The 19,574-nt window shown below is 72.4% G+C and carries 16 protein-coding genes; 9 read left to right on the top strand and 7 right to left on the bottom strand.

Annotated features, from left to right (window positions below):
- Positions 1–155: 155 nt before the first annotated feature.
- Together ACGFRF_RS07940 and ACGFRF_RS07935 are read left to right on the top strand one after the other, a co-directional pair.
- On the top strand, positions 156–941 hold the full coding sequence (locus tag ACGFRF_RS07940; RefSeq protein WP_393737762.1) for a polysaccharide deacetylase family protein: 786 nt from the start codon (positions 156–158) through the stop codon (positions 939–941).
- Complete coding sequence (locus ACGFRF_RS07935) at positions 941–2,128, top strand: hypothetical protein (protein WP_393737761.1); 1,188 nt, start codon at positions 941–943, stop codon at positions 2,126–2,128. The genes ACGFRF_RS07940 and ACGFRF_RS07935 overlap by 1 nt, the downstream gene beginning before the upstream one ends.
- Before the next feature lie 63 nt (positions 2,129–2,191).
- Here the strand turns inward: ACGFRF_RS07935 and ACGFRF_RS07930 are convergent, their stop codons facing one another.
- Positions 2,192–2,839, bottom strand: coding sequence for a GNAT family N-acetyltransferase (locus ACGFRF_RS07930; protein ID WP_393737760.1), 648 nt, complete (start codon positions 2,837–2,839; stop codon positions 2,192–2,194).
- A gap of 48 nt (positions 2,840–2,887) precedes the next feature.
- Here ACGFRF_RS07930 and ACGFRF_RS07925 point away from each other — a divergent pair, with 48 nt between their 5' ends.
- Both ACGFRF_RS07925 and ACGFRF_RS07920 read left to right on the top strand, forming a co-directional pair.
- A complete protein-coding gene (locus ACGFRF_RS07925) occupies positions 2,888–3,799 on the top strand; it encodes a MerR family transcriptional regulator (RefSeq protein ID WP_393737759.1) in 912 nt (303 codons plus the stop codon).
- Positions 3,800–3,858: 59 nt separating this feature from the next.
- A complete protein-coding gene (locus ACGFRF_RS07920; RefSeq protein ID WP_393738284.1) occupies positions 3,859–4,071 on the top strand; it encodes an EF-hand domain-containing protein in 213 nt (70 codons plus the stop codon).
- Between the two features lie 69 nt (positions 4,072–4,140).
- On the opposite strand, the gene ACGFRF_RS07915 is transcribed toward ACGFRF_RS07920, so the two are convergent.
- Positions 4,141–4,929 carry an ABC transporter ATP-binding protein gene (locus ACGFRF_RS07915; RefSeq protein ID WP_393737758.1) on the bottom strand — a complete coding sequence of 263 codons (789 nt, stop codon included), beginning with the start codon at positions 4,927–4,929 and terminating at the stop codon, positions 4,141–4,143.
- Complete coding sequence (locus ACGFRF_RS07910) at positions 4,926–5,345, bottom strand: hypothetical protein (protein ID WP_393737757.1); 420 nt, start codon at positions 5,343–5,345, stop codon at positions 4,926–4,928. The genes ACGFRF_RS07915 and ACGFRF_RS07910 overlap by 4 nt, the downstream gene beginning before the upstream one ends.
- A gap of 206 nt (positions 5,346–5,551) precedes the next feature.
- On the opposite strand from ACGFRF_RS07910, the gene ACGFRF_RS07905 reads away from it, so the two are divergent.
- From ACGFRF_RS07905 to ACGFRF_RS07890, 4 genes are all read left to right on the top strand, one after another.
- Positions 5,552–6,244: a FadR/GntR family transcriptional regulator gene (locus ACGFRF_RS07905; RefSeq protein WP_393737756.1), complete on the top strand. Its 693-nt coding sequence runs from the start codon at positions 5,552–5,554 to the stop codon at positions 6,242–6,244.
- 260 nt (positions 6,245–6,504) lie between these two features.
- On the top strand, positions 6,505–7,167 hold the full coding sequence (locus ACGFRF_RS07900) for an NADPH-dependent F420 reductase (RefSeq protein WP_393738282.1): 663 nt from the start codon (positions 6,505–6,507) through the stop codon (positions 7,165–7,167).
- Positions 7,168–7,337: 170 nt separating this feature from the next.
- Positions 7,338–7,697 (top strand): hypothetical protein, encoded by a 360-nt coding sequence (locus ACGFRF_RS07895; RefSeq protein WP_393737755.1) that lies wholly within the window; start codon positions 7,338–7,340, stop codon positions 7,695–7,697.
- A gap of 12 nt (positions 7,698–7,709) precedes the next feature.
- A complete protein-coding gene (locus ACGFRF_RS07890) occupies positions 7,710–12,440 on the top strand; it encodes a caspase family protein (RefSeq protein WP_393737754.1) in 4,731 nt (1,576 codons plus the stop codon).
- 19 nt (positions 12,441–12,459) lie between these two features.
- On the opposite strand, the gene ACGFRF_RS07885 is transcribed toward ACGFRF_RS07890, so the two are convergent.
- On the bottom strand, positions 12,460–13,017 hold the full coding sequence (locus ACGFRF_RS07885) for a glycoside hydrolase family 25 protein (protein ID WP_393737753.1): 558 nt from the start codon (positions 13,015–13,017) through the stop codon (positions 12,460–12,462).
- 196 nt (positions 13,018–13,213) lie between these two features.
- Positions 13,214–13,777 (bottom strand): hypothetical protein, encoded by a 564-nt coding sequence (locus ACGFRF_RS07880; protein ID WP_393737752.1) that lies wholly within the window; start codon positions 13,775–13,777, stop codon positions 13,214–13,216.
- A 230-nt stretch (positions 13,778–14,007) separates the two neighbouring features.
- Here ACGFRF_RS07880 and ACGFRF_RS07875 point away from each other — a divergent pair, with 230 nt between their 5' ends.
- On the top strand, positions 14,008–16,851 hold the full coding sequence (locus ACGFRF_RS07875; protein ID WP_393737751.1) for a hypothetical protein: 2,844 nt from the start codon (positions 14,008–14,010) through the stop codon (positions 16,849–16,851).
- Here the strand turns inward: ACGFRF_RS07875 and ACGFRF_RS07870 are convergent.
- Both ACGFRF_RS07870 and glyA read right to left on the bottom strand, forming a co-directional pair.
- The gene (locus ACGFRF_RS07870; RefSeq protein WP_393737750.1) at positions 16,838–18,205 is read right to left on the bottom strand and encodes an L-serine ammonia-lyase; all 1,368 of its coding nucleotides are present in this window, start codon (positions 18,203–18,205) and stop codon (positions 16,838–16,840) included. The genes ACGFRF_RS07875 and ACGFRF_RS07870 overlap by 14 nt on opposite strands.
- A 100-nt stretch (positions 18,206–18,305) precedes the next feature.
- Positions 18,306–19,571 carry a serine hydroxymethyltransferase gene (gene glyA / locus ACGFRF_RS07865; protein ID WP_393737749.1) on the bottom strand — a complete coding sequence of 422 codons (1,266 nt, stop codon included), beginning with the start codon at positions 19,569–19,571 and terminating at the stop codon, positions 18,306–18,308.
- Positions 19,572–19,574: the final 3 nt, after the last annotated feature.

The following is a 19,574-nucleotide window of genomic DNA, read 5'->3' as shown; positions in this document are numbered from 1 at the left end:
GCGCTCCGCGGGAGGCCGGTGCGTCACCTGCGGGTCCGCCGTGGCTGGTCGCGCGGTTCGCCGCAGCCCTTCGAAGCGCCGCCGTACGACCCGACGTCATCCTCCATTCGGGCAAATCGGCGGTTTTCTCGCTCATCCCCCCTTAAATGGTGCGGGTGACCACCACCAACCGCCGCGGGGTGCTGCGCGCGGGCGCCGGGATCGTCGCCGGCGGCGCGCTCGCCGCCGGGTGCGGCACCGGCCAGACAGCCCCGCCCGGCGCCACGGCCTCCGCGACCCCCGAACCGGCCCGGCCCACGGCCACCGCCCGGGCCGCCCCCGTCCCCCGCGCCTACGCCGGGCAGCCCGTGCAGATCACCCACGGTCCGCGCACCCGCCCCCGGGTCGCCCTGACCTTCCACGGCCAGGGTGATCCCGCGCTCGCCCACTCCCTGCTCAGCGAGGCCGAGCGGCGAGGCGCGCGCCTCACCGTGCTCGCCGTCGGCACCTGGCTGGACGAACACCCCGACGTCGCCCGGCGCATCCTCGACGGCGGCCACGACCTCGGCAACCACACCCAGCGGCACATCGCCGTCAACACCCTCGCCGAGGCGGACGCCCGCGAGGAGATCACCGACTGCGCCCACCGGCTCGAGCGGCTCACCGGATCCATCGGCACCTGGTTCCGCCCCTCACGGGCGCCCGCCGCCTCCCCGCTCGTCGCCCGGCTGGCCCGCGCCGCCGGCTACCCGCACGTGCTGTCGTACGACGTCGACTCGCTCGACCACACCCGCCCCGGCGCCGCCGCCATCACCCGCAAGGTCCTCGCCGACGTGACGAACGGATCGGTGGTGAGCCTGCACTTCGGATACCCGGACACGGTCGCCGCCCTGCCCGACCTCCTCCACGAACTCGACCGCCGAGGACTGCGCGCGGTCACCACCACGGAGCTGCTGAGCTGATGCGAACCACGAAAGCCGCCCGCCTGCTGGCAGCCGGCGCCGCCCTCACCGCCCTGACCCTGCTGTCCGCGTGCGGCGGCGGGGACCGGCATCACGAGGACGAGGCCCTCGCCAGCAAGGCACCGGCCCGGCCGAAGGTGAAGAAGGCCCAGGTGAGCGTGTTGCCCGGGATGCCGCCCGTGGAGGACCCGACCGACATCTACGCGGCGGACCGCCCGAACCGGCTCTCCCCGGTCGTCAAGGACTTCCCGTCCCGGGTGTACGTCCCCAACACCAACTCCGACACCGTCACCGTCATCGACCCCAGCACCTACCGGATCGTCGAGACCGTCCCGGTCGGCCGCCAGCCCCAGCACGTCGTACCGTCCTGGGACCTCAAGACCCTCTGGGTCAACAACGACCTCGGCAACAGCCTCACCCCGATCGACCCGAAGACCGGCAGGGCCGGAAAGCCGGTCGACGTGCACGACCCGTACAACCTGTACTTCACGCCCGACGGCAAGTACGCCGTCGTCATGGCCTCCATGGACCGTCAGCTGGTCTTCCGCGACGCGCACACCATGAAGGTCGTCAAGGCCGTGCCGGTCAGCTGCTACGGCGTCAACCACGCCGACTTCTCCCTCGACGGCCGCTACTTCATCGTCTCCTGCGAGTTCAGCGGCGAGATCCTCAAGGTCGACACCGCGCGGATGAAGGTCGTCGCCCAGGAGAAGCTGCCGTTCGACGGCGCCATGCCGCAGGACGTCAAGATCTCCCCGGACGGCAAGCTGTTCTACATCGCCGACATGATGGCCAACGGGCTGTGGATCCTCGACGGGGACAGGTTCACCCGGCCCCGGTTCCTCTCCACCGGCAAGGGCACGCACGGCCTGTACATCAGCCGGGACTCCCGCGAGATGTACATCTCCAACCGGGGCGAGGGCTCCATCTCGATCTTCGACTTCCCGCAGAAGCGGCTCACCAAGAAATGGCACCTGCCCGGTGGTGGCAGCCCCGACATGGGCGGTGTCTCGGCCGACGGCAAGGTCCTGTGGCTGTCCGGCCGCTACAACTCCGAGGTGTACGCCATCGACACCCGCACCGGAACCGAACTGGCCCGCATCAAGGTCGGCAGCGGCCCGCACGGCCTCGCCGTCTATCCGCAGCCCGGCCGCTACTCACTGGGGCACACGGGCATCTTCCGCTGACGCGGCGGCGGGCAGGGGCCCGGCCGGGCGGCGCGGCAGGCCGGGCAGCCCCCGGCCGGAGGGTCATACCGGCTGGGCCGGGTACAGCAGCGCCTCCGAGCCCACCGGACGGTACCCGGCGGCCTGGAACGCCCGCAGACTGCGGGCGTTGCCCGCCGACACCTGCGCCCACACCGGCTCACCGGCCAGCCGGCGCGCCGCCGTCACCAGCGCCCGCCCCAGCCCTCGGTGCCGCGCCCCCTCCTCGACCTCCACGGCCACCTCCAGCCGGCCCGCGACCCCGCGCCCGAGCACCAGCAGCCCGCCGTCCGCCGCCCACACCCGGACCGCGTCGCGCCGCTGCCGCGAGCCGGCCACCCGCGGATGGGACGGATCGTCGATCTCGCGCAGGGCGAGCGCCGGGGCGCCCGGCAGCGGGGAACCGGCCAGCAGGACGTCGATCGTGTTCGTCCGGCGGCCCGTGCGGTCCATCAGGGCGGCCAGGAAGCGGGCGTTCATGGCGGCGGCGAGGGCGTCGCTGTCCCGCTCGGCCGCGCGCAGGGTGTCGTACACCCACGCCGGATCCTCGTCGGTGAACACGACCGAGTGCGCCGTGAACGCCAGCACCCCCGCGTCCCGCTCCGACGGCTGCGCCACGACCGTCGTACGGCCGTCCGCCGGCGGAAAGACACCGGCCGCCGCCGCGTCGAGAATGTCCCGCAAGGTCTCCAAAACCCGCTCCTTGAGTCTCCACCCACTGGAAGGCCCAGACTCGCAGACATGATCGAAGACGGCACCGGACTTCTCACCATCGGCGAGCTGGCCCGCGCCACCGGGCTGTCCGTGCGCACCATCCGCTACTGGTCCGACGCGGGCGTGCTCACACCGGTGACCCGGTCGTCCGGCGGCTACCGGCTCTACGACGCCGCCGGCGTCGCCCGGCTGGAGCTGGTCCGCACGCTGCGCGAGCTGGGGCTCGGCCTGGAGGACGTACGCACGGTGCTGGCCGGCGAGCGGACGGTGGCCGAGGTCGCGGCCACGCACGTGACGGCGCTGGACGCGCAGATCCGGTCGCTGAAGGTGACCCGGGCGGTGCTGTCGACCGTGGCGCGACGCGGCTCGACCGCGGAGGAGATGACCCTGATGAACAAGCTGGCGCGGCTGTCGGCCGCCGAACGGCAGCGCATCATGGAGGAGTTCGTGGCTCAGACGCTGCACGGGCTCGACACCGTGGACCCCGACATCATGGAACGGATGCGGAGCACCGCCGTCGACCTGGCGGACGACCCCACGCCCGAGCAGGCCGACGCCTGGGTGGAGCTGGCCGAGATGCTCCAGGACCCGGAGTTCCGGGCCCAGATGCGCCGGGCGGTCGAGTTCAACGCGGCCGACCGGGAGCCCGGGGAACCGCGCGGACGCTCGTTGTGGTTCGCCAAGCGGCTGGTGGAGCTGGTGGCCCCGGCCCGCGAGCGCGGTGTCGAGCCGGCGGCGCCGGAGGCGGAGTCGGTCCTGCGCGATCTCTTCGGGGACGCCGACCGGGCAGCCGTGCTGGAACGCATGACGGCCGGGTTCAACGACCGCGTCGCCCGCTACCGGGAACTGCTCGCCATCGTCAACCGCACGCCCGCGCCTGCGCACGCCGAGGACTTCGCGTGGGTGGTCGCCGCACTGCGCGTCCGTGCGGGCCGTTAATCTGACCAGCGTCAGTACGCCAGCACGGCATGAGAAACACGAACAAAAGGGGCGGATCGGTGGCGGACATCGAGGAAGCACGCAAGCAGTTCCAGCGGATCGACGGGGACGGTGACGGGTTCATCACCGCCGCGGAGTTCAAGTCCGCCCTGGCCCAGGGCGGTGACTGGAACGTCACCGAGACGGTGGCGGAGGCCATCATCAAGTCCCGTGACCTCAACGGCGACAAGGTCCTGTCGTTCGACGAGTTCTGGGCCTACCTGAGCAAGTGACGCCCTGGTGAGGGGGTGTCCGTCCCGTGCGGAGACGCAACAGGGAGGGGCACCCCCTTCGTCATGCCCTCACCCCGCCCGCCGGATCCGTACGCTCCAGCGGCCCTCCTGCCGCTCCAGCGCCAGCGGCAGATCGAAGCACTTGCCGACCTGGTCCGCGGTGAGGACCGTCGCCACCGGCCCCGAGGCCAGCACCCGCCCGTCGCGCAGCAGCACGGCGTGCGTGGTGCCCGGGGGCAGCTCCTCGAGATGATGGGTGACCAGCACCGTCGCCAGCCCCGGATGCGCCGACCGCAGCTCCTCCAGCGCCTCGATCAACTGCTCCCGGCCGGGCAGATCCAGACCGGTGGCGGGCTCGTCCAGGAGCAGCAGCCGCGGCTCGGGCATCAGCGCCCGCGCGATCAGCGTCCGGCCGCGCTGCCCCTGCGAGAGGGTGGCCCACCGGGCGTCCCGCAGCGCCGCCAGCCCCAGGGTGGCCATCAGTGCCTCGGCCCGCTCCTCCTGTTCCGGGGCCGGCCGCCACCGCGGGACCGGCGCCGCGGAGCCGGTCACCCCGGTGAGCACCACGTCCCGCACCCGCAGCGCGGAGGCCGGCCGGTGGCGCGGGTCGACATGCCCCACGTGCGCCCGCAGCTCCCGCAGGTCCACCCGGCCCAGCCGGCGCCCGAGCACCTCCACCGTGCCCCGCGTCGGATGGACGAGGGCCCCGAGCAGGCCGAGCAGCGTGGACTTGCCCGCGCCGTTCGCGCCGAGCAGCGCCCAGTGCTCACCGGCCCGCACGGCCAGCGACACCTCCTGCAGCAGGGGCCGCCCGTCCCGGACGAGGTCGACACCCTCCGCCCGCAGCACCACGCTCACCGGCCCACCGCCCGGACGGGGGCCGCAGGGGCCGCGGCCGGGGCGGGGGCGCCGACGAACCGGTGCGCCCCCTGCGGACCGGTCGCCCGCAACGGCACGTGCGGTACCTCCTGCGTGGCCTCGCGCCCGCTGTCCGTCCGCTCCCGGACGGGTCGCGAGGAGTGCGGGCGCACACCCGGCGGCAGATCCAGGCGGCAGCGGGGCTCGCACGGGGTGTCCATCGGTTCGGCCGGCGCCCGGTCGCCGGCGGGCAGGCAGACGGGGGCCAGGCGCCGGGCCCGCTCGATGCGGGCGCAAGGCCGGGCGCGGTCCGTGACGGGCACGCTCACCCGGTCCGGGGAGGGGCGGTGACGGTGGTACGGCATCGGGCTGGACCGCGGTGGGTCGCACGCCGGCCGCACGGGGACGGTGGTCATCGTCTGCTGGTGCCTTCGGCTCGGTCGGACGGTGACCGGCGGCACGGAGCCCCGCGGCGGGGCGCCGGTCGCCTCAGACCCCGCCACGGCAGCCGAGGAGAAGCAGATCGCCGAGCGTCATGCCGGGTACGCTAGCGACCCCTCAGCTCCTCAGACAAGTCAGGACCGCTCCGGAAGTCCCCTACCGCTGGAAGTCGGTGACGTCGATGCCGCTCGGTGCCCTCCGCCCCAGCCCGCTGGTCGAACAGGCCGCGCAGCGCCTCCGGGAGCAGATCGCCGGCGGTCACTGGCCCGTCGGCACCAAGCTGCCCGGCGAGACCACCCTGGCCAGGGAACTCGGCGTAGGCCGCTCCACGGTCCGCGAGGCCCTGCGCGCGCTCGCCGGGGCCGGACTGGTGCGGCCCCGGCACGGCGCCGGCGTCTTCGTCATCGCCACCGAGCCCGTCGAGGACTGGCCCACCCGGCTGCGCCGGGCCGCGGTCACGGACGTCTACGAGGTCCGCATGGGCGTCGAGGTGCAGGCCGCCCGGCTCGCCGCACGCCGGCGCACCCCCGAGGACGTCGCCGCGCTGCGGGCCGCGCTGGAAAGCCGCCGTACGGCCGCCGCGGGCGACGACGCCGGGTTCGTGGACGCCGACATCGCCCTGCACGAGGCCGTGGTCGCCGCCGCCCGCAACCCGGTCCTCGCCGGCCTGTTCACCGAGTTCGTCCCCGTCCTGCGGGCGGGCCTGGTGACGTTGCTGGACCTCACCCGGCTGCGCGAGGAGGACCCCGGCGCCGGCGACGCCACGCACGCCGCCCTGGTCGACGCCATCGCCGCGTCGGACGCGGAGCGGGCGGCGGCCGTTCTGCTGGCGGAGCTGGAGGAGACGCTGGGGCTGCTGCGGCAACGGGCGTGAACGAGGTCCCCGGGAACCGCCCGCGGGCCTCACCGACGGCACCCTGCGCCCCGTGATCCCGAGGTCTTCGACGGCCTGGACCGCATCCGGGACGCTTACCGCCTGATGGAATCGAACCGCCGCACGGGAAAGGCCCTCGTACGGCTCTGACCCCGTTCACCCGACTGCCGCGACCGCGGAATACATGTCCGCCCCGCCGGGTTGACGCCCACCGTACGGACGCATGCATATGCATGCATCGATTCCCGAAGGGCGTGCTCATGAAGATCGGCATCATCGGCGCGGGAAACATCGGCGGCAACCTCACCCGGCGGCTCACCGCCCTCGGCCACGACGTCTCCGTGGCCAACTCGCGCGGCCCCGAAACGCTCAAGGAACTGGCCGAGGAGACCGGCGCGACCGCGGTCCGGGCCGAGGACGCGGCCAAGGGCGCCCAGGTCGTGGTCGTCACCGTCCCCCTGAAGGCGGTGCCGGACCTCCCCTCCGGCCTGCTGGACGGCGCGGCCGAGGGCGTCGCGGTGATCGACACCGGCAACTACTACCCGCAGCAGCGGGACGGCCGGATCGCGGCCATCGAGGATGAGGGCCTCACCGAGAGCCGCTGGACCGAACAGCACCTCGGCCACCCGGTGATCAAGGCCTTCAACGGCACCTACGCCCAGGACATCCTGGAGCGCCCCCGTCCCGCGGGCGACCCCGGGCGCATGGCCCTCCCGGTCGCCGGCGACGACGAGGCGGCCAAGCGGGTCGTCCGCGACCTGATCGACGAACTGGGCTTCGACACCGTCGACGCGGGCGGCATCGACGACTCCTGGCGCCAGCAGCCCGGCACCCCGGTGTACGGCCTCCGGGCAGGCGTCGAGGAAGTGAAGAAGGCCCTGACGGAGGCGTCCCGGGAGCGCTCGGCGGACTTCCGGGGCTGACCCGCAGGTCCTGCCACCGGCAGGAACGGCCGGCCGGCGCTTCACCGGGCAGCAGATCGCCGGGTGGTGTCGCGTCGCCGGCATTCCGTCGAATGCTGAGTTGCCCCTGCGGACGCGGGCCGCGAGCCCCTAGGATGTGACGCTTCAGGGCAGTGAGTTGAGGGGGGCCCGTGTTCGAGACGGCCAAGGCTGCGCACACCGAGCCTGACGACACCGTTCCGTCCGTCGACGTCTTGGTGTCCATCGACGGCGGATCGCCCACGGGCACGGGTGACATGGGCATCTTCGGGCGCAACGGCGGCGACGCCTCGCTCCGGCAGATCCCGGTGACGGTTCTCCGCGACAACCTGCAGCGCACCGTCGACGCGCTGCAGGAGGTGCTCGGCAGCCTTCAGGTGCCGGACACGGGCATGCCGCTGCGCCAGGCCCAGGTGTCCTTCGAGATCACGGCGACCGGTGGCATCGCCCTGGTCGGCACGTCGGCTCAGGTCGGGGCCAAGGGAGCGATCACGCTGACGTTCGGTGCGTGAGGGACCGACGGCATGAACGGCTCTCACCGCGCCCTGCTCATCGGGGTTCCGGCCTACCGCGACGACGCCATCGACGACCTGCCGTTCGTGGTCGACGACATGGCGGAACTGGCGGACGCGCTGTCGGACGCCGGCTATCACGTGACCGTCCACGACACCGAGGAGACCGACCTCGACGGCATCGACTCGGCCGTCGAGGCGTTCTTCCAGGACGCGGCCCCGGGCGAGACGCTGCTGCTCTACCTCAGCGGCCATGGCATCCACCACGACAGCAAGGACTACTTGGTGCCCAGGGGCGCGCGCACCAGGTCCCATGACTTCCGCCGCCGATGTCTCCCGCTGGACTTCGGCGGCTACGTCGAGCGCAGCCGGGCCGGCGACGTGATCGTGTTCGTCGACGCCTGCCGCGAGGGCATCCATCTCAAGGAGATGGCCGGGATCAACGCGGCCGGCTGGTCCGACATGAAGGTGGCCCGCACCGGCGAGCGACGCTATTGCCACGTCTACGCCTGCTCCCCCGGGGAGCGCGCCCGCTACACCACGGCCGGGAACGCCACCTTCAGCATCTTCTCCCGCGCCCTGAGCACGGTGGTGGCCGACGAGGCCGGCCCCGGCACCGTACGGGAGCTCAAGGAGCAACTGCAGAGCGCGACGGACGAGCTGACCGCCGAGCACAACTGCCCCCGGCAGCAGATCAGGGTGCAGACCGAGACGGACATCGACGAGTTCGTCGTCTTCCCGCGGGCCGACCGCGATGTGCCCGGGGCCGCCGGAGAGCATCCCTGGGTCACGGCGGCGCGCGCCCACCCCGCGTGGCAGCAGGTCGGGGACGGCCCCGACAGCGAGTCCCTGCGGGCGGCCGCCGTCGCGGTCGTCGCCCATGTGGCCGGGCAGGCCGACCGGGACGAGGCGAGGCTGACCGCCGACCCCTGGCGGCCCGTCGAGTTCGCCGAGCGCATGAGCGACCGGGTGGGCTGGCTGCTGTCCAAGGTCCTCAACCCCGAAAAGCTGGCCCTGTCCCCGGCCGAGGCGGCCCTGATGGTCGTCGTGCCCTACCTGTACGTGGCGTGCGCGAACCGGTCGGCGGCCCAGGCACTGGTGGCCGACCCGGAGAACCTCGGCACCGCCGATTCCCCCGGCCCCGAACGGGCGGCCTACGAGCACTTCTTCACCGGCCGTCCCCGGCTCGTGCGCCGAGCGGAGCTGTCGGCCCGTTCCGCCCGGGCCGACGGGGCATCCGGCATCGCCTGGTGGCTGTTCCGCCGCTGGCTGGCCGAGCAGCCCGGCGACACCCATGACCAGGTCCTGGCCGGCCTGCTCGGACCCGTCGAGGACCTGCTGGCATCCCTCCCGGCCGGCCCCCACCGGGCCCTGGCCGCCGAGTTGCTCGGGGGTGACGCACTGCCCACGCTGCTGCGCTCCCTGCGTAGCTCCTTCGACGCGACCGTCGTGCGGTCCGAGCGCCAGCTCGCGGGCGGCTCGGGCGCGGAGCAGCACCTGCGCGTCCAACTCCTGGTCGTCCTGCTGACCGTGGCGCACCATCTCGCGATCGACCCGGTCCTGCTGCCCGACGTGATCGTCGACCACCTGGGCATCAGCTACGCCGTGGACCTTGCCGAGTTGCACACCACTGTCCGGACGGCGCGCTGGGACCCGCGCGGTCGCACCCGCGTCCTGAACGCCGCCTGCCGACATCCGGCGGTCGGGCTCGCCCTGCGACAGCAGGCCGAGGCGGTCGACGCGTTGCTGGGCGCCGTCGACGTCCAGGTCGGCACCGACCCCCGGCTCGCCCCGCTGCGCGACCTGCCGGTGCACGCCACCGCCGACCAGGTGCACGCGGCGGCGGATTACCGGGGCAGACCGGTTTACGAATCCACCGACCTGCGCTTCCGGCTCGCCGACGACCGGATCCAGGAACTCCTCATGGGCGAGCAGCTCTACGGCGATCCCGCCCTGGCGATCAGGGAGCTGTACCAGAACGCACTGGACGCCTGCCGCTACCGCGGTGCCCGGATCGCCTACCTACGCCGCCGGGGTGCCCAACTGCCCGACTGGCAGGGGCGGATCACGTTCATCCAGGGCGTCGACGACTACGGCCGTCCGTACATCGAATGCACCGACAACGGCATCGGCATGGGGGAGCGTGAACTGCGCGAGGTCTTCTCGCACGCCGGCAAGCGCTTCGCCGACCTGCCCGAGTACCACGACGAACTCGCCGCCTGGCGGGCCGAGGGCATCGAGCTGCATCCCAACAGCCGTTTCGGCATCGGGGTGCTCAGCTACTTCATGATCGCCGACGACATCTCGGTGACCACCTGCCGCCTGGACCGGGACGGACACCCCGGCCACCGCCTCCAAGTGGACATCGCCGGCCCGGGCTCCCTCTTCCGCATCCGGGACCTGGGCCGCGGCTACGACGCCTGCACCACGGTACGCCTCTACCTCCGCCCCTCCGACCGCCCACTCTCCTGCACGGATCTGCTGCGGCGGCTGCTGTGGATCTCTGAGTACGCGGTTGTCGCGGAGGAGGCGGGGACGAGGCTGGAGTGGCAGCCGCATGTGTTGTCGACCGTTGCGCCGTTGGGCGGATCGGACCCGTACTCCGCGGAGGCCGCGCGAGTGGAGGGCGCGCGGGTGGATGCCACGTCGCGCCCTGAGGTGTGGTGGACCAGCACGCACGGCGGTGTGCTCGCGGACGGAGTCTGGGTGGGGGAGGGGTTGTACGGCGCCGTCGTCAACCTCACCGGGCGGTATGCGCCCCAGCTGACCGTCGACCGCAGACGGACGCTGGGCTATGACCGGGCCCACGTCGCTGAGGTCCTTCACCAAGAGATCCCCGCCCTGCTGCTGGAGCACGGCGAGGTGCTGGACCACGGCTGGCTGTCGGAACTGGTCAGGCACCGGCCGCTGCTGGCCGACGCGGTCCATGAGGCCTTGGTACGGTCCGGATACCGGCCATGGGTGGTGAACGGCCACGAACTGGACGTGGCGGTGGTGGGTTGCTTCCCGGCGGACACGGGACTGGTCCTGAACGATGACTCGGTGATGCGTGGCTTCGTCGGCCAAGGCGTCCCTGCGGCCATCCAGGACTGGCGCATACTGAGTTGGGCGGCCGCCGGTGTCGTCGCCGGAGCGACCGTCACCGATCCCGTCGCGCTGCCGGTCGCGCGGCCGACGGACGATGCCGTGCTCGCCCTCGACGGGAGTGCGGCGCACGCCTCCTCGGACGACAGACAGGGCAGCGTTTGGCTCGATCCCAACGAGCCGGTGCCACTCGGCCATGTGCTCGGTACGGCACACCGTCTGGGGCGCCCCCCGCTGGAAGTGGTGGGACGACTCGCGGAGTTGGGCCTTCGGCCGGCAGAGGGTGTACGGGTGCCGCAGACCGTTGACCCCGAAGACCTCGTCCTGCTCAGTTGGGGCAGTGACGGACGACCGCCATGGGTGATCGATACGTCACCCGTGCCGCTGGGCCATGTGCTGTCGGTCGCCACCACGCTGGGCCGTGCGCCCCGAGCGGTGGTCCAGCGGATGGCGGAGTGGGGGCTCCGGCCGGCGGAGGGCGTGGCGGTGCCCGAAACGGTGGACCCCGAAGACCTCTTCCTCCTCGGCGTCGAACATCGCCAGGTAGAGCTTGCGTGGCTGGATGACGCCGAGCCGGTGCCCGTGGCACACCTGCTGTCGTGCGCCATGTCCTGGGGGCGTTCTCCTGCGGTGGTAGGGGCACGCCTGGCGGCCCTCGGGCTGAAGGTCCCACCGGCCCTGGCACTGCCGGACAGTGCCCTGCCCTTCGATCAGACGCTTCTCGGTCTGGGTGGGTACGCGCCGCCGCTGGAAGCCTCTGAGCCTGTGCCGCTGGGCCATGTACTGGCGGTCGCCGAGCAACTGGACTGGACCCCCGAGGCCGTGGTGTCGCGGTTGGCGGAGTGGGGGCTGCGGTTGCCGGAGGGCGTGCGTGTGCCCGACCGGGTGCGCCCAGTGGACCTGGTCGTCCTCAGCCGTGACCTGGACGGCGTCGGGCCCTGGCTGGACACGTCGGATCCCGTGCCGTTGCCGCAGGTGCTGGTGGCCGCTGCCGAACTCGGACGCCGCCCCGAGGACGTGGCACAGGGACTGGCGGAGCTGGGAGTCTGCGTCCTCGGTGATCCGGTTCTCCCCGAGCGCTTCGATCCCAGCGATCTCGTCTACCTCAGCAAGAGCCTTGACGGGCAGTCGCCGTGGCTCGACTGGGGAGCTCCTGTGTCCTTGGGCCACATCATGTGCAGTGCTGACCGGACCCGGCGTCGCCCTGCCGAGGTCGCGGCCTTCCTGGCGGCTTGCGGACTGCGAGTCCCCGAGACGGACCTGCCCGAGCGAGTGGACCGAAGTGACCTCGACCTCCTCAGCCGGGATGGGGACGGTGATGCCCCCTGGCTGGACTTCCAGGCCCCCGTTTCGTCGGCTCATGTGCTGGAGCTTGCGGTCAAGTTGGGGCGACGTCCCCGCGATGTGGCGGCCAGGTGCGCGGAGCTGGGCATCTTCTGCTCGGATCGCGCGGTGACGCTGCTGGAGCGCATGGAATGGGAGGATCTGCGCCTCGTGAACAACGTCGGTTCAGGCGCCGCGTGGCTGGAAAAGGGAACCCCGCTGAAGTTGCGGCACGTCTCCCAGTTCGCTGTCCGCAGCGGCCAGCCGCTCCGGGAGACGGCCGAGCGTCTCGTCCGGCTCGGCTTCGTCCTCGCCGGCGACATCGTCTACGGCTGACGGGCGCACATCGGTCCTGTCACTCCCCGGCTGCCCACTTGCGCAAGGAGGCCTTGTCGGCGAAGTTCGCCACATCCTTGTCGTGGGGATCGCTCGTGTACTGGTGGAACCGCCACTTCGCCTTGATGCGGGGCTTGCCCGCGGTGACGTAGTCGGCGATCCACAGGCCGTCGCCGGCGTAGGAAGTGGTGTCGATGTTCAGCCAGAAGTGGCGGTTGCAGTAGAGGACGACCCGGTTGTCCGGTCGTAACTCCTTCACCTTGCGGATGAAGCGGTCCTTGTCCGCGTTGCTCGCGTGGGTGCCCTCACCGGTCGTCTCCCAGTCGACGGCGAGGAGGTCGCCCGGGCGGTCCGGGGCGTGGCGGACGAAGTACTCGGCCTGGGCGGTGAGGTTGCCCGGCCACAGGAAGTGGTAGAAGCCGACGACGAGTCCGGCGTCGCGGGCGGTCTTCGTCTGGGTGGTGAGTCGGGGATTGACGTACGAGCGGCCCTCCGTCGCCTTGATGAAGACGAAGGAGAGGCCGTCCGTGTCGTATGCGGAGGACTGGTAGGCGCTTACGTCGATGCCGTGCAGCATGCTGGGGTTGTGCCCCCTGCGGCCGCATCCGGAACCTCGGCTTCGGGCGGTCGCCGAACTCGGCACGGACGCCGGCTTCGCTGTCCGCTCCGAGGTGATGAGACTCGCGTGGCTCTTGGCCAACAGGGTGAGACGAGCGACGACTTCGGCGTCGGTCGGTAGGGGGATGGCCGGGGACTCCCCCTCCCACGGCGGGTCAGAAGCGGCGCCAGCGCGCGACCGTCGCCTCGGCCTTGCGTACTGCGACGGCCAGCTCGACCAGGGCCCGCTCCTGTTGCCGGACCCGTCCGGCGAAGAGCGGCAGGCGCAGCTGTGCCGGTACGTCGTCCGGCGCGTGGGCCGCGGTGTACGCGGCCTCGATCTCCGTCAGCGGGGCCGCCCCGGTCGCGCAGCATCGGGTCAGATGCTCGGCGACCGCCGCCAGCCGGGAGCGGAGGCGGCGCGCCGTGCGACCCGTGGGGCACTGGGCGACGGCGCGCTCGAGTTGCGGACGCCGGGCGCGCAACCGTCCGAGCTCCGCCGTCGTGGCCGGCCGCTCCGCGTCCTGGAGCCGGCGCACGTCGACGTCGAGCAGGCGCAGCACGCGGGCAGCCTCGGCCAGGCGCTCCTTGAGGCCGTCGCGTCGACGGTTGCGGACGCCGTACACGAACCCGGCGAGCACCACGAGGAACGCTGCGGCGGCGATGGCCGTTTGCAGGATGGGGACGTGGGACGAGGCCTGCTCCTGTGCGAGCGACAGACGGGCCGGGGCCCCGGACATCCCGGTAAGGTCGGGAATCGACGTGATGAGGGGAAACATGCGCAAGCGCTCCGTTACTCGCCCCCGACGGCGTCGGGGAGGGCCGATGGACGGCCGCACCGGACCACGGCGAGCGCCGCAGCGTCGACTCCTCATCAGGCGATGACCGGCGACACCGCTGGTCAGCAGGCGATCCGGGCGTCCGGGCCGGATCCGGACGGGACGGACGGGGCGGGGACATGGGGGAGGCGGTGGGTCGAGTGTCGTACCGGCAGCTCTTCGCGAAGAGGCTCGCCGACCTGGTGGCGGCGGCGGGGCACCGGACCCAGGCGGAACTCGCCCAGCGGGTCTCCGCGCGCAAGCCCCTGGGCACGGCACTGTCGACGAGCACCCTCAGTGCCTGGCTGAGCGGGAAGGCGGTGCCGGCGGACCCGGCGTTGGACCGCAAGGCCGCGCCGTCACCGGAACTCGCCAACCCGCTCAGCGCGTTGCTGCACGAGCTGTACGACCGGACGGCACAGCGACGCCCGACGCGGCAGGAGCTGGCCGAGTGGGAGACGCTGCGCCGACGGGCCTGGGACGAGAGTCACGCCCGGCGTGCCGCGGAGCCGGAGACCACCGTGGGGCGTCCCCTCGGATCCCTCGGCGGCCCGTGGGAGCTGAGCGCGTACGACGTCATCCGCGTCTCCGGCCGGCCCGGACTCCCGCGCATGCCGGACTACGTCCCCCGGGCCCACGACGAGGAACTCGCGCGGATCGCCGCCCGGACCGCGAGCGGCACGAGCGCGAGCCTGCTGCTCGTCGGCGAGCCCTCCACCGGCAAGACCAGGGCCCTGTGGGAAGCCCTGACCTCGGTCCCGGAGGTCCGCGCCGACTGGACGATCTGGGAGCCCGCCAAGAGCGGCACGCACGCCCAGCTGATGGCGGATCTGGAGCGGGTGGGACCGCGCACCGTGGTCTGGCTGGACGACACACGGGAACGCCTGCTGCTCTCCACGGCCGACGCCCGGGAGGACCTGGCTCGGGGGCTGCGCCGGCTGGTCCACGACGAACTGCGGGCGCCGGTCCTGATCGTCGACACGATGTGGCCCGACGATTACCGCGCCCTGCGCACCACGAGCGCCGGCCGGCACGGCACACACGCCCGGCTGCTGCTGGAGGGCCATGTCGTGGAGGTCCCGGCAACCTTCCGGGGCGCCGCTCTGCGGACGATGCGCCGGCAGGCCCGCTCCGACCCCCGTATCGACGAAGCGGTCCGCCATGCCCGGTCGACCACACCGGACCGCAGCGAGATCGCCGTCACCCAGTACCTCGGCGGCGTCCCCCGTGTCCTGCGGCTGGCGCAGGAGGCCTCGCCGGGCGGCAAGGCTCTGCTGCGCTCCGCCACCCACGCCCGCCTGCTCGGCTACGGCCCCGCCCTGCCCGAGCGGCTGCTGGCCGAGGGAGCCGTCGCCTACCTGGAGGACTGGGAGTACGAGGCGGAAGGGGAGGACTTCGCGGCCGCCGCGCTGGCGTACCTCTCGGACCGAGCGGAGTGCCGCGGCGTCCGGCCCCCGCTGGGACGCGTTCCGCGTCGGCCGTACGAGGAGGGGGCCGCGGGCCCGTACTACCGACTCAACGACGCGCTGGAACACCGCGCTCGCTCCGGGCGCCGGACCGCGGTGCCGGTACCGGCGGGCATGTGGCGGGCGCTCCTCGCACACGGCGAGCCGCACCACCTCACCGCCGTCGGCGCGGCGGCGGAGCGCCGGGGGCTGCGCCGGCTCGCGGACCGCCTCTACGCGCGTGCGGAGGCGAGCGGTGACGCCGAGGCGGCAGCCCACCGGGGACGGCTCCTGGAGGACATCGACCCGGAGACGGCCCTGCGCTGCTATCGGCGGGCCCTCGAAAGAGGGGCGCACGTCTTCGGATTCGCCGTGCTGCCGCTGCTGGAGCGCCTGGGACGCCGGCGGTCGGAGATCGCCCGGTGGAGCATCCCGCAGCTCGATCTCGACGGGACGGCGAGCGTCGCGGCCCTCGCCGGCGCCGCGGGTCTGGCACGGTCCCTCGGACTGACCCGCAGGGCGGTGGAGTTGGCCTGCCGTGCCGCTTCCCGGGGAGACGACGTCACCCTCCCGCAGCAGGGAGGGGGCTGGGAGATGGTGGAGATCCTCCTGGCGGCGGGCCACCCGGACGCGGCCGAGGTCTGGGCCCGCTCCTGCGCCCTGATCCCGGACAGCGGCCTGTTCCAAGCCGCCGTCTCAGTCATGGTGGACAACGGCCATGCGGAGGAGGCCCTTGCCTGGCTCCAGGACATCGGCGACGAAGCGCCGCCCTGTGCCTCCGCCGCGCGGTACCGGCTGCTGCGCCGTCTGGAGCGGGACGACGAGGCATGGTCCCATCTGGTGAGCAGGGCACAGTCGGGCGACCGGGGCGCGCGCGGGGAACTGGAGCGCTGGGGGAAGGAGTCCGGGCGCGAGACACCGCCGGAGCGACCGGGACAGGAGGCCGTGCCGGAGGCGGCGCAGGAGGCCGTGCGGAAGGAGGCCGTGCCACAGGTGGTCCACCGGAAGGATCTCTCGTCGCTGTGGGACGGGATGGCGGCCGACCGCCGTGTCGTGCAGGACATGACCGATGCGCTGTACGACCGCTTGAAGTCCTGTCCGGACGCCTCCAAGGAGAGTCTCCTGGCAAGCTGTGAGGGGTGGTCGGGCCTCTTGGAGGTCCTCGTGTTCAACCGCCTCTTCGACCGTGCCTGCGAGGACGGTGATCTCGGCCTGGCCCTGCGCCTGTACGGCTGGGAGCCCCACTACACGGTGCAGCCGTGGCCCGGGCCGGCGTCCGGATGCCGGCGGGGCTCGGCGCGCTCGAAAGCGGAAGTCCTCATCGACACGTTCGGGGCGGCGGAGGAGATCGTCGAGGTTCTGCTGCGCGCTGTCGAAGCGGGCGACGGTGACGGTGCGGAACACCGGCTCGTCGCCCTGCTGCACCGGACCGGCCGCTCAGGCGAGGCCGAGAGACTGAGCCGCTACGGCATCGAGCCCGGAGCGACGATCGCCGCCCCCTGGCGACCGGTCGACGACGGTTCCGCCGCGCCGGTGCTCAGCACTCGATGATGTTGACCGCCAGCCCGCCCCGAGCGGTCTCCTTGTACTTGACGCTCATGTCCGCGCCCGTGTCCTTCATGGTCTTGATGACCTTGTCCAGGGACACCTTGTGGGAGCCGTCGCCGCGCATCGCCATCTTCGCGGCCGTCACCGCCTTCACCGCGGCCATGCCGTTGCGCTCGATGCACGGGATCTGGACGAGGCCGCCGACCGGGTCGCAGGTCAGGCCGAGGTTGTGCTCCATGCCGATCTCGGCCGCGTTCTCGACCTGCTCCGGGGAGCCGCCCAGGACCTCCGCCAGCGCGCCGGCCGCCATGGAGCAGGCGGAGCCGACCTCGCCCTGGCAGCCGACCTCGGCACCGGAGATGGAGGCGTTCTCCTTGAAGAGCATGCCGATCGCACCGGCGGCCAGCAGGAAGCGGACGACTCCGTCCTCGTCGGCGCCGGGCACGAAGTCGATGTAGTAGTGCAGGACCGCCGGGATGATGCCCGCCGCACCGTTCGTGGGGGCGGTGACGACTCGGCCGCCGGCCGCGTTCTCCTCGTTCACCGCCATCGCGTAGAGGGTGATCCACTCCATCGCGTGCGCCAAGGGGTCGCCCTCGGCGCGCAGCTGCCGGGCCGTGACGGCCGCGCGGCGGCGGACCTTCAGGCCGCCGGGCAGGATGCCCTCGCGGGACAGGCCGCGCTGCACGCACGCGCGCATCACGCGCCAGATCTCCAGCAGGCCCGCCCGGATCTCCTCCTCCGTGCGCCAGGCCCGCTCGTTCTCCAGCATGAGGGAGGAGATCGACAGGCCCGTCTCCTTGGTCAGGCGCAGCAGCTCGTCGCCCGTGCGGAAGGGGTACTTCAGGACCGTGTCGTCCAGCTTGATGCGGTCCGCGCCCACCGCGTCCTCGTCCACGACGAAGCCGCCGCCGACCGAGTAGTAGGTCTTCGACAGCAGCTCGCTGCCCTGGGCGTCGTACGCCCGGACGGTCATGCCGTTGGCGTGGTACGGCAGGGCCTTGCGGCGGTGCAGGACCAGGTCGTCGTCGAAGGAGAAGGGGATCTCGTGCTCGCCGAGGACGTTCAGACGCCCGGTCTGCTTGATCGTCTCCACCCGCTGGTCGGCCGTCTCGACGTCCACCGTGCGCGGCGAGGCGCCCTCCAGCCCCAGCAGGACCGCCTTCGGGGTGCCGTGGCCGTGGCCGGTCGCGCCGAGCGAGCCGTACAGCTCGCAGCGCAGGGACGTGACGGAACCGAGCACGTCCTCGTTGCGCAGCCGGCGGGCGAACATGCGCGCCGCGCGCATCGGGCCGACCGTGTGGGAGCTGGACGGGCCGATGCCGATCGAGAACAGGTCGAAGACCGAGATGGCCACGGGTGACTCCTCAATACGGGGTGGTGCAAAGGGTGGTACAGGGCGCGGGCACCGCGCACGCCGGTTCTTCCAGTGTGCGCGGTGCCCCGCGAAAGGTGACTTACTTGTTCAGACCCGGGTACAGCGGGTGCTTGTCGGCGAGCGCCTTCACCCGCGCCTTCAGGGACTCCGCGTCGTAGGACGGCTTGAGCGCCTCGGCGATCACGTCCGCGACCTCGGCGAAGTCCTCGGCCGTGAAGCCGCGGGTCGCGAGGGCGGGCGTGCCGATGCGCAGACCCGAGGTGACCATCGGCGGGCGCGGGTCGTTCGGGACGGCGTTGCGGTTGACCGTGATGCCTACCTCGTGGAGGCGGTCCTCGGCCTGCTGCCCGTCCAGTTCGGACTCGCGCAGGTCCACCAGGATCAGGTGCACGTCGGTGCCGCCGGACAGGACGTTCACGCCGGCCTCGCGGGCGTCGGGCGCCGTGAGGCGCTCGGCGAGGATGCGCGCACCCTCCACCGTACGGCGCTGGCGCTCCTTGAACTCCTCCGAAGCGGCGACCTTGAAGGAGACCGCCTTGGCCGCGATCACGTGCTCCAGGGGACCGCCCTGGAAGCCCGGGAAGACGGACGAGTTCAGCTTCTTCGCGAACTCCTTCTTGGCGAGGATGATGCCGCCGCGCGGGCCGCCGAGGGTCTTGTGGGTCGTGGAGGTGACCACGTCCGCGTAATCGACCGGGTTCGGGTGGAGTCCGGCGGCGACCAGGCCCGCGAAGTGCGCCATGTCGACCCACAGGTACGCCTCGACCTCGTCGGCGATCCGGCGGAACTCGGCGAAGTCCAGCCGGCGCGGGTACGCCGACCAGCCCGCGATGATCACCTTGGGGCGGTGCTCCTTGGCGAGCTTCTCGACCTCGGCCATGTCGACCAGGCCGGTCGCGGCGTCCACGTGGTAGGCGACCACGTCGAACTGCTTGCCGGAGAAGTTCAGCCGCATCCCGTGGGTCAGGTGGCCGCCGTGCGCCAGGTCCAGGCCGAGGATGGTGTCCCCGGGCTGGGCCAGGGCGAACAGGGCCGCCTGGTTCGCGGAGGCGCCGGAGTGGGGCTGGACGTTGGCGTACTCGGCGCCGAACAGCTCCTTGATCCGGTCGATGGCGATCTGCTCGGCGACGTCGACGTGCTCGCAGCCGCCGTAGTAGCGGCGGCCCGGGTAGCCCTCGGCGTACTTGTTGGTGAGGACCGAGCCCTGCGCCTCCATCACCGCGAGCGGCGCGAAGTTCTCGGAGGCGATCATCTCCAGGGTGGACTGCTGACGGCTCAGCTCGGCGTCGACCGCGGCGGCGATCTCCGGGTCCAGCTCGTGCAGGGGCGTGTTCAGGACAGTCATAGG

Origin of the sequence: Streptomyces sp. NPDC048521 (assembly GCF_043199855.1) — a bacterium.
In the GTDB taxonomy this organism is placed as follows: domain Bacteria; phylum Actinomycetota; class Actinomycetes; order Streptomycetales; family Streptomycetaceae; genus Streptomyces.
The sequence above is the reverse complement of the archived record's forward strand: the minus strand, read 5'-3'. Positions and strand labels throughout refer to the sequence as shown.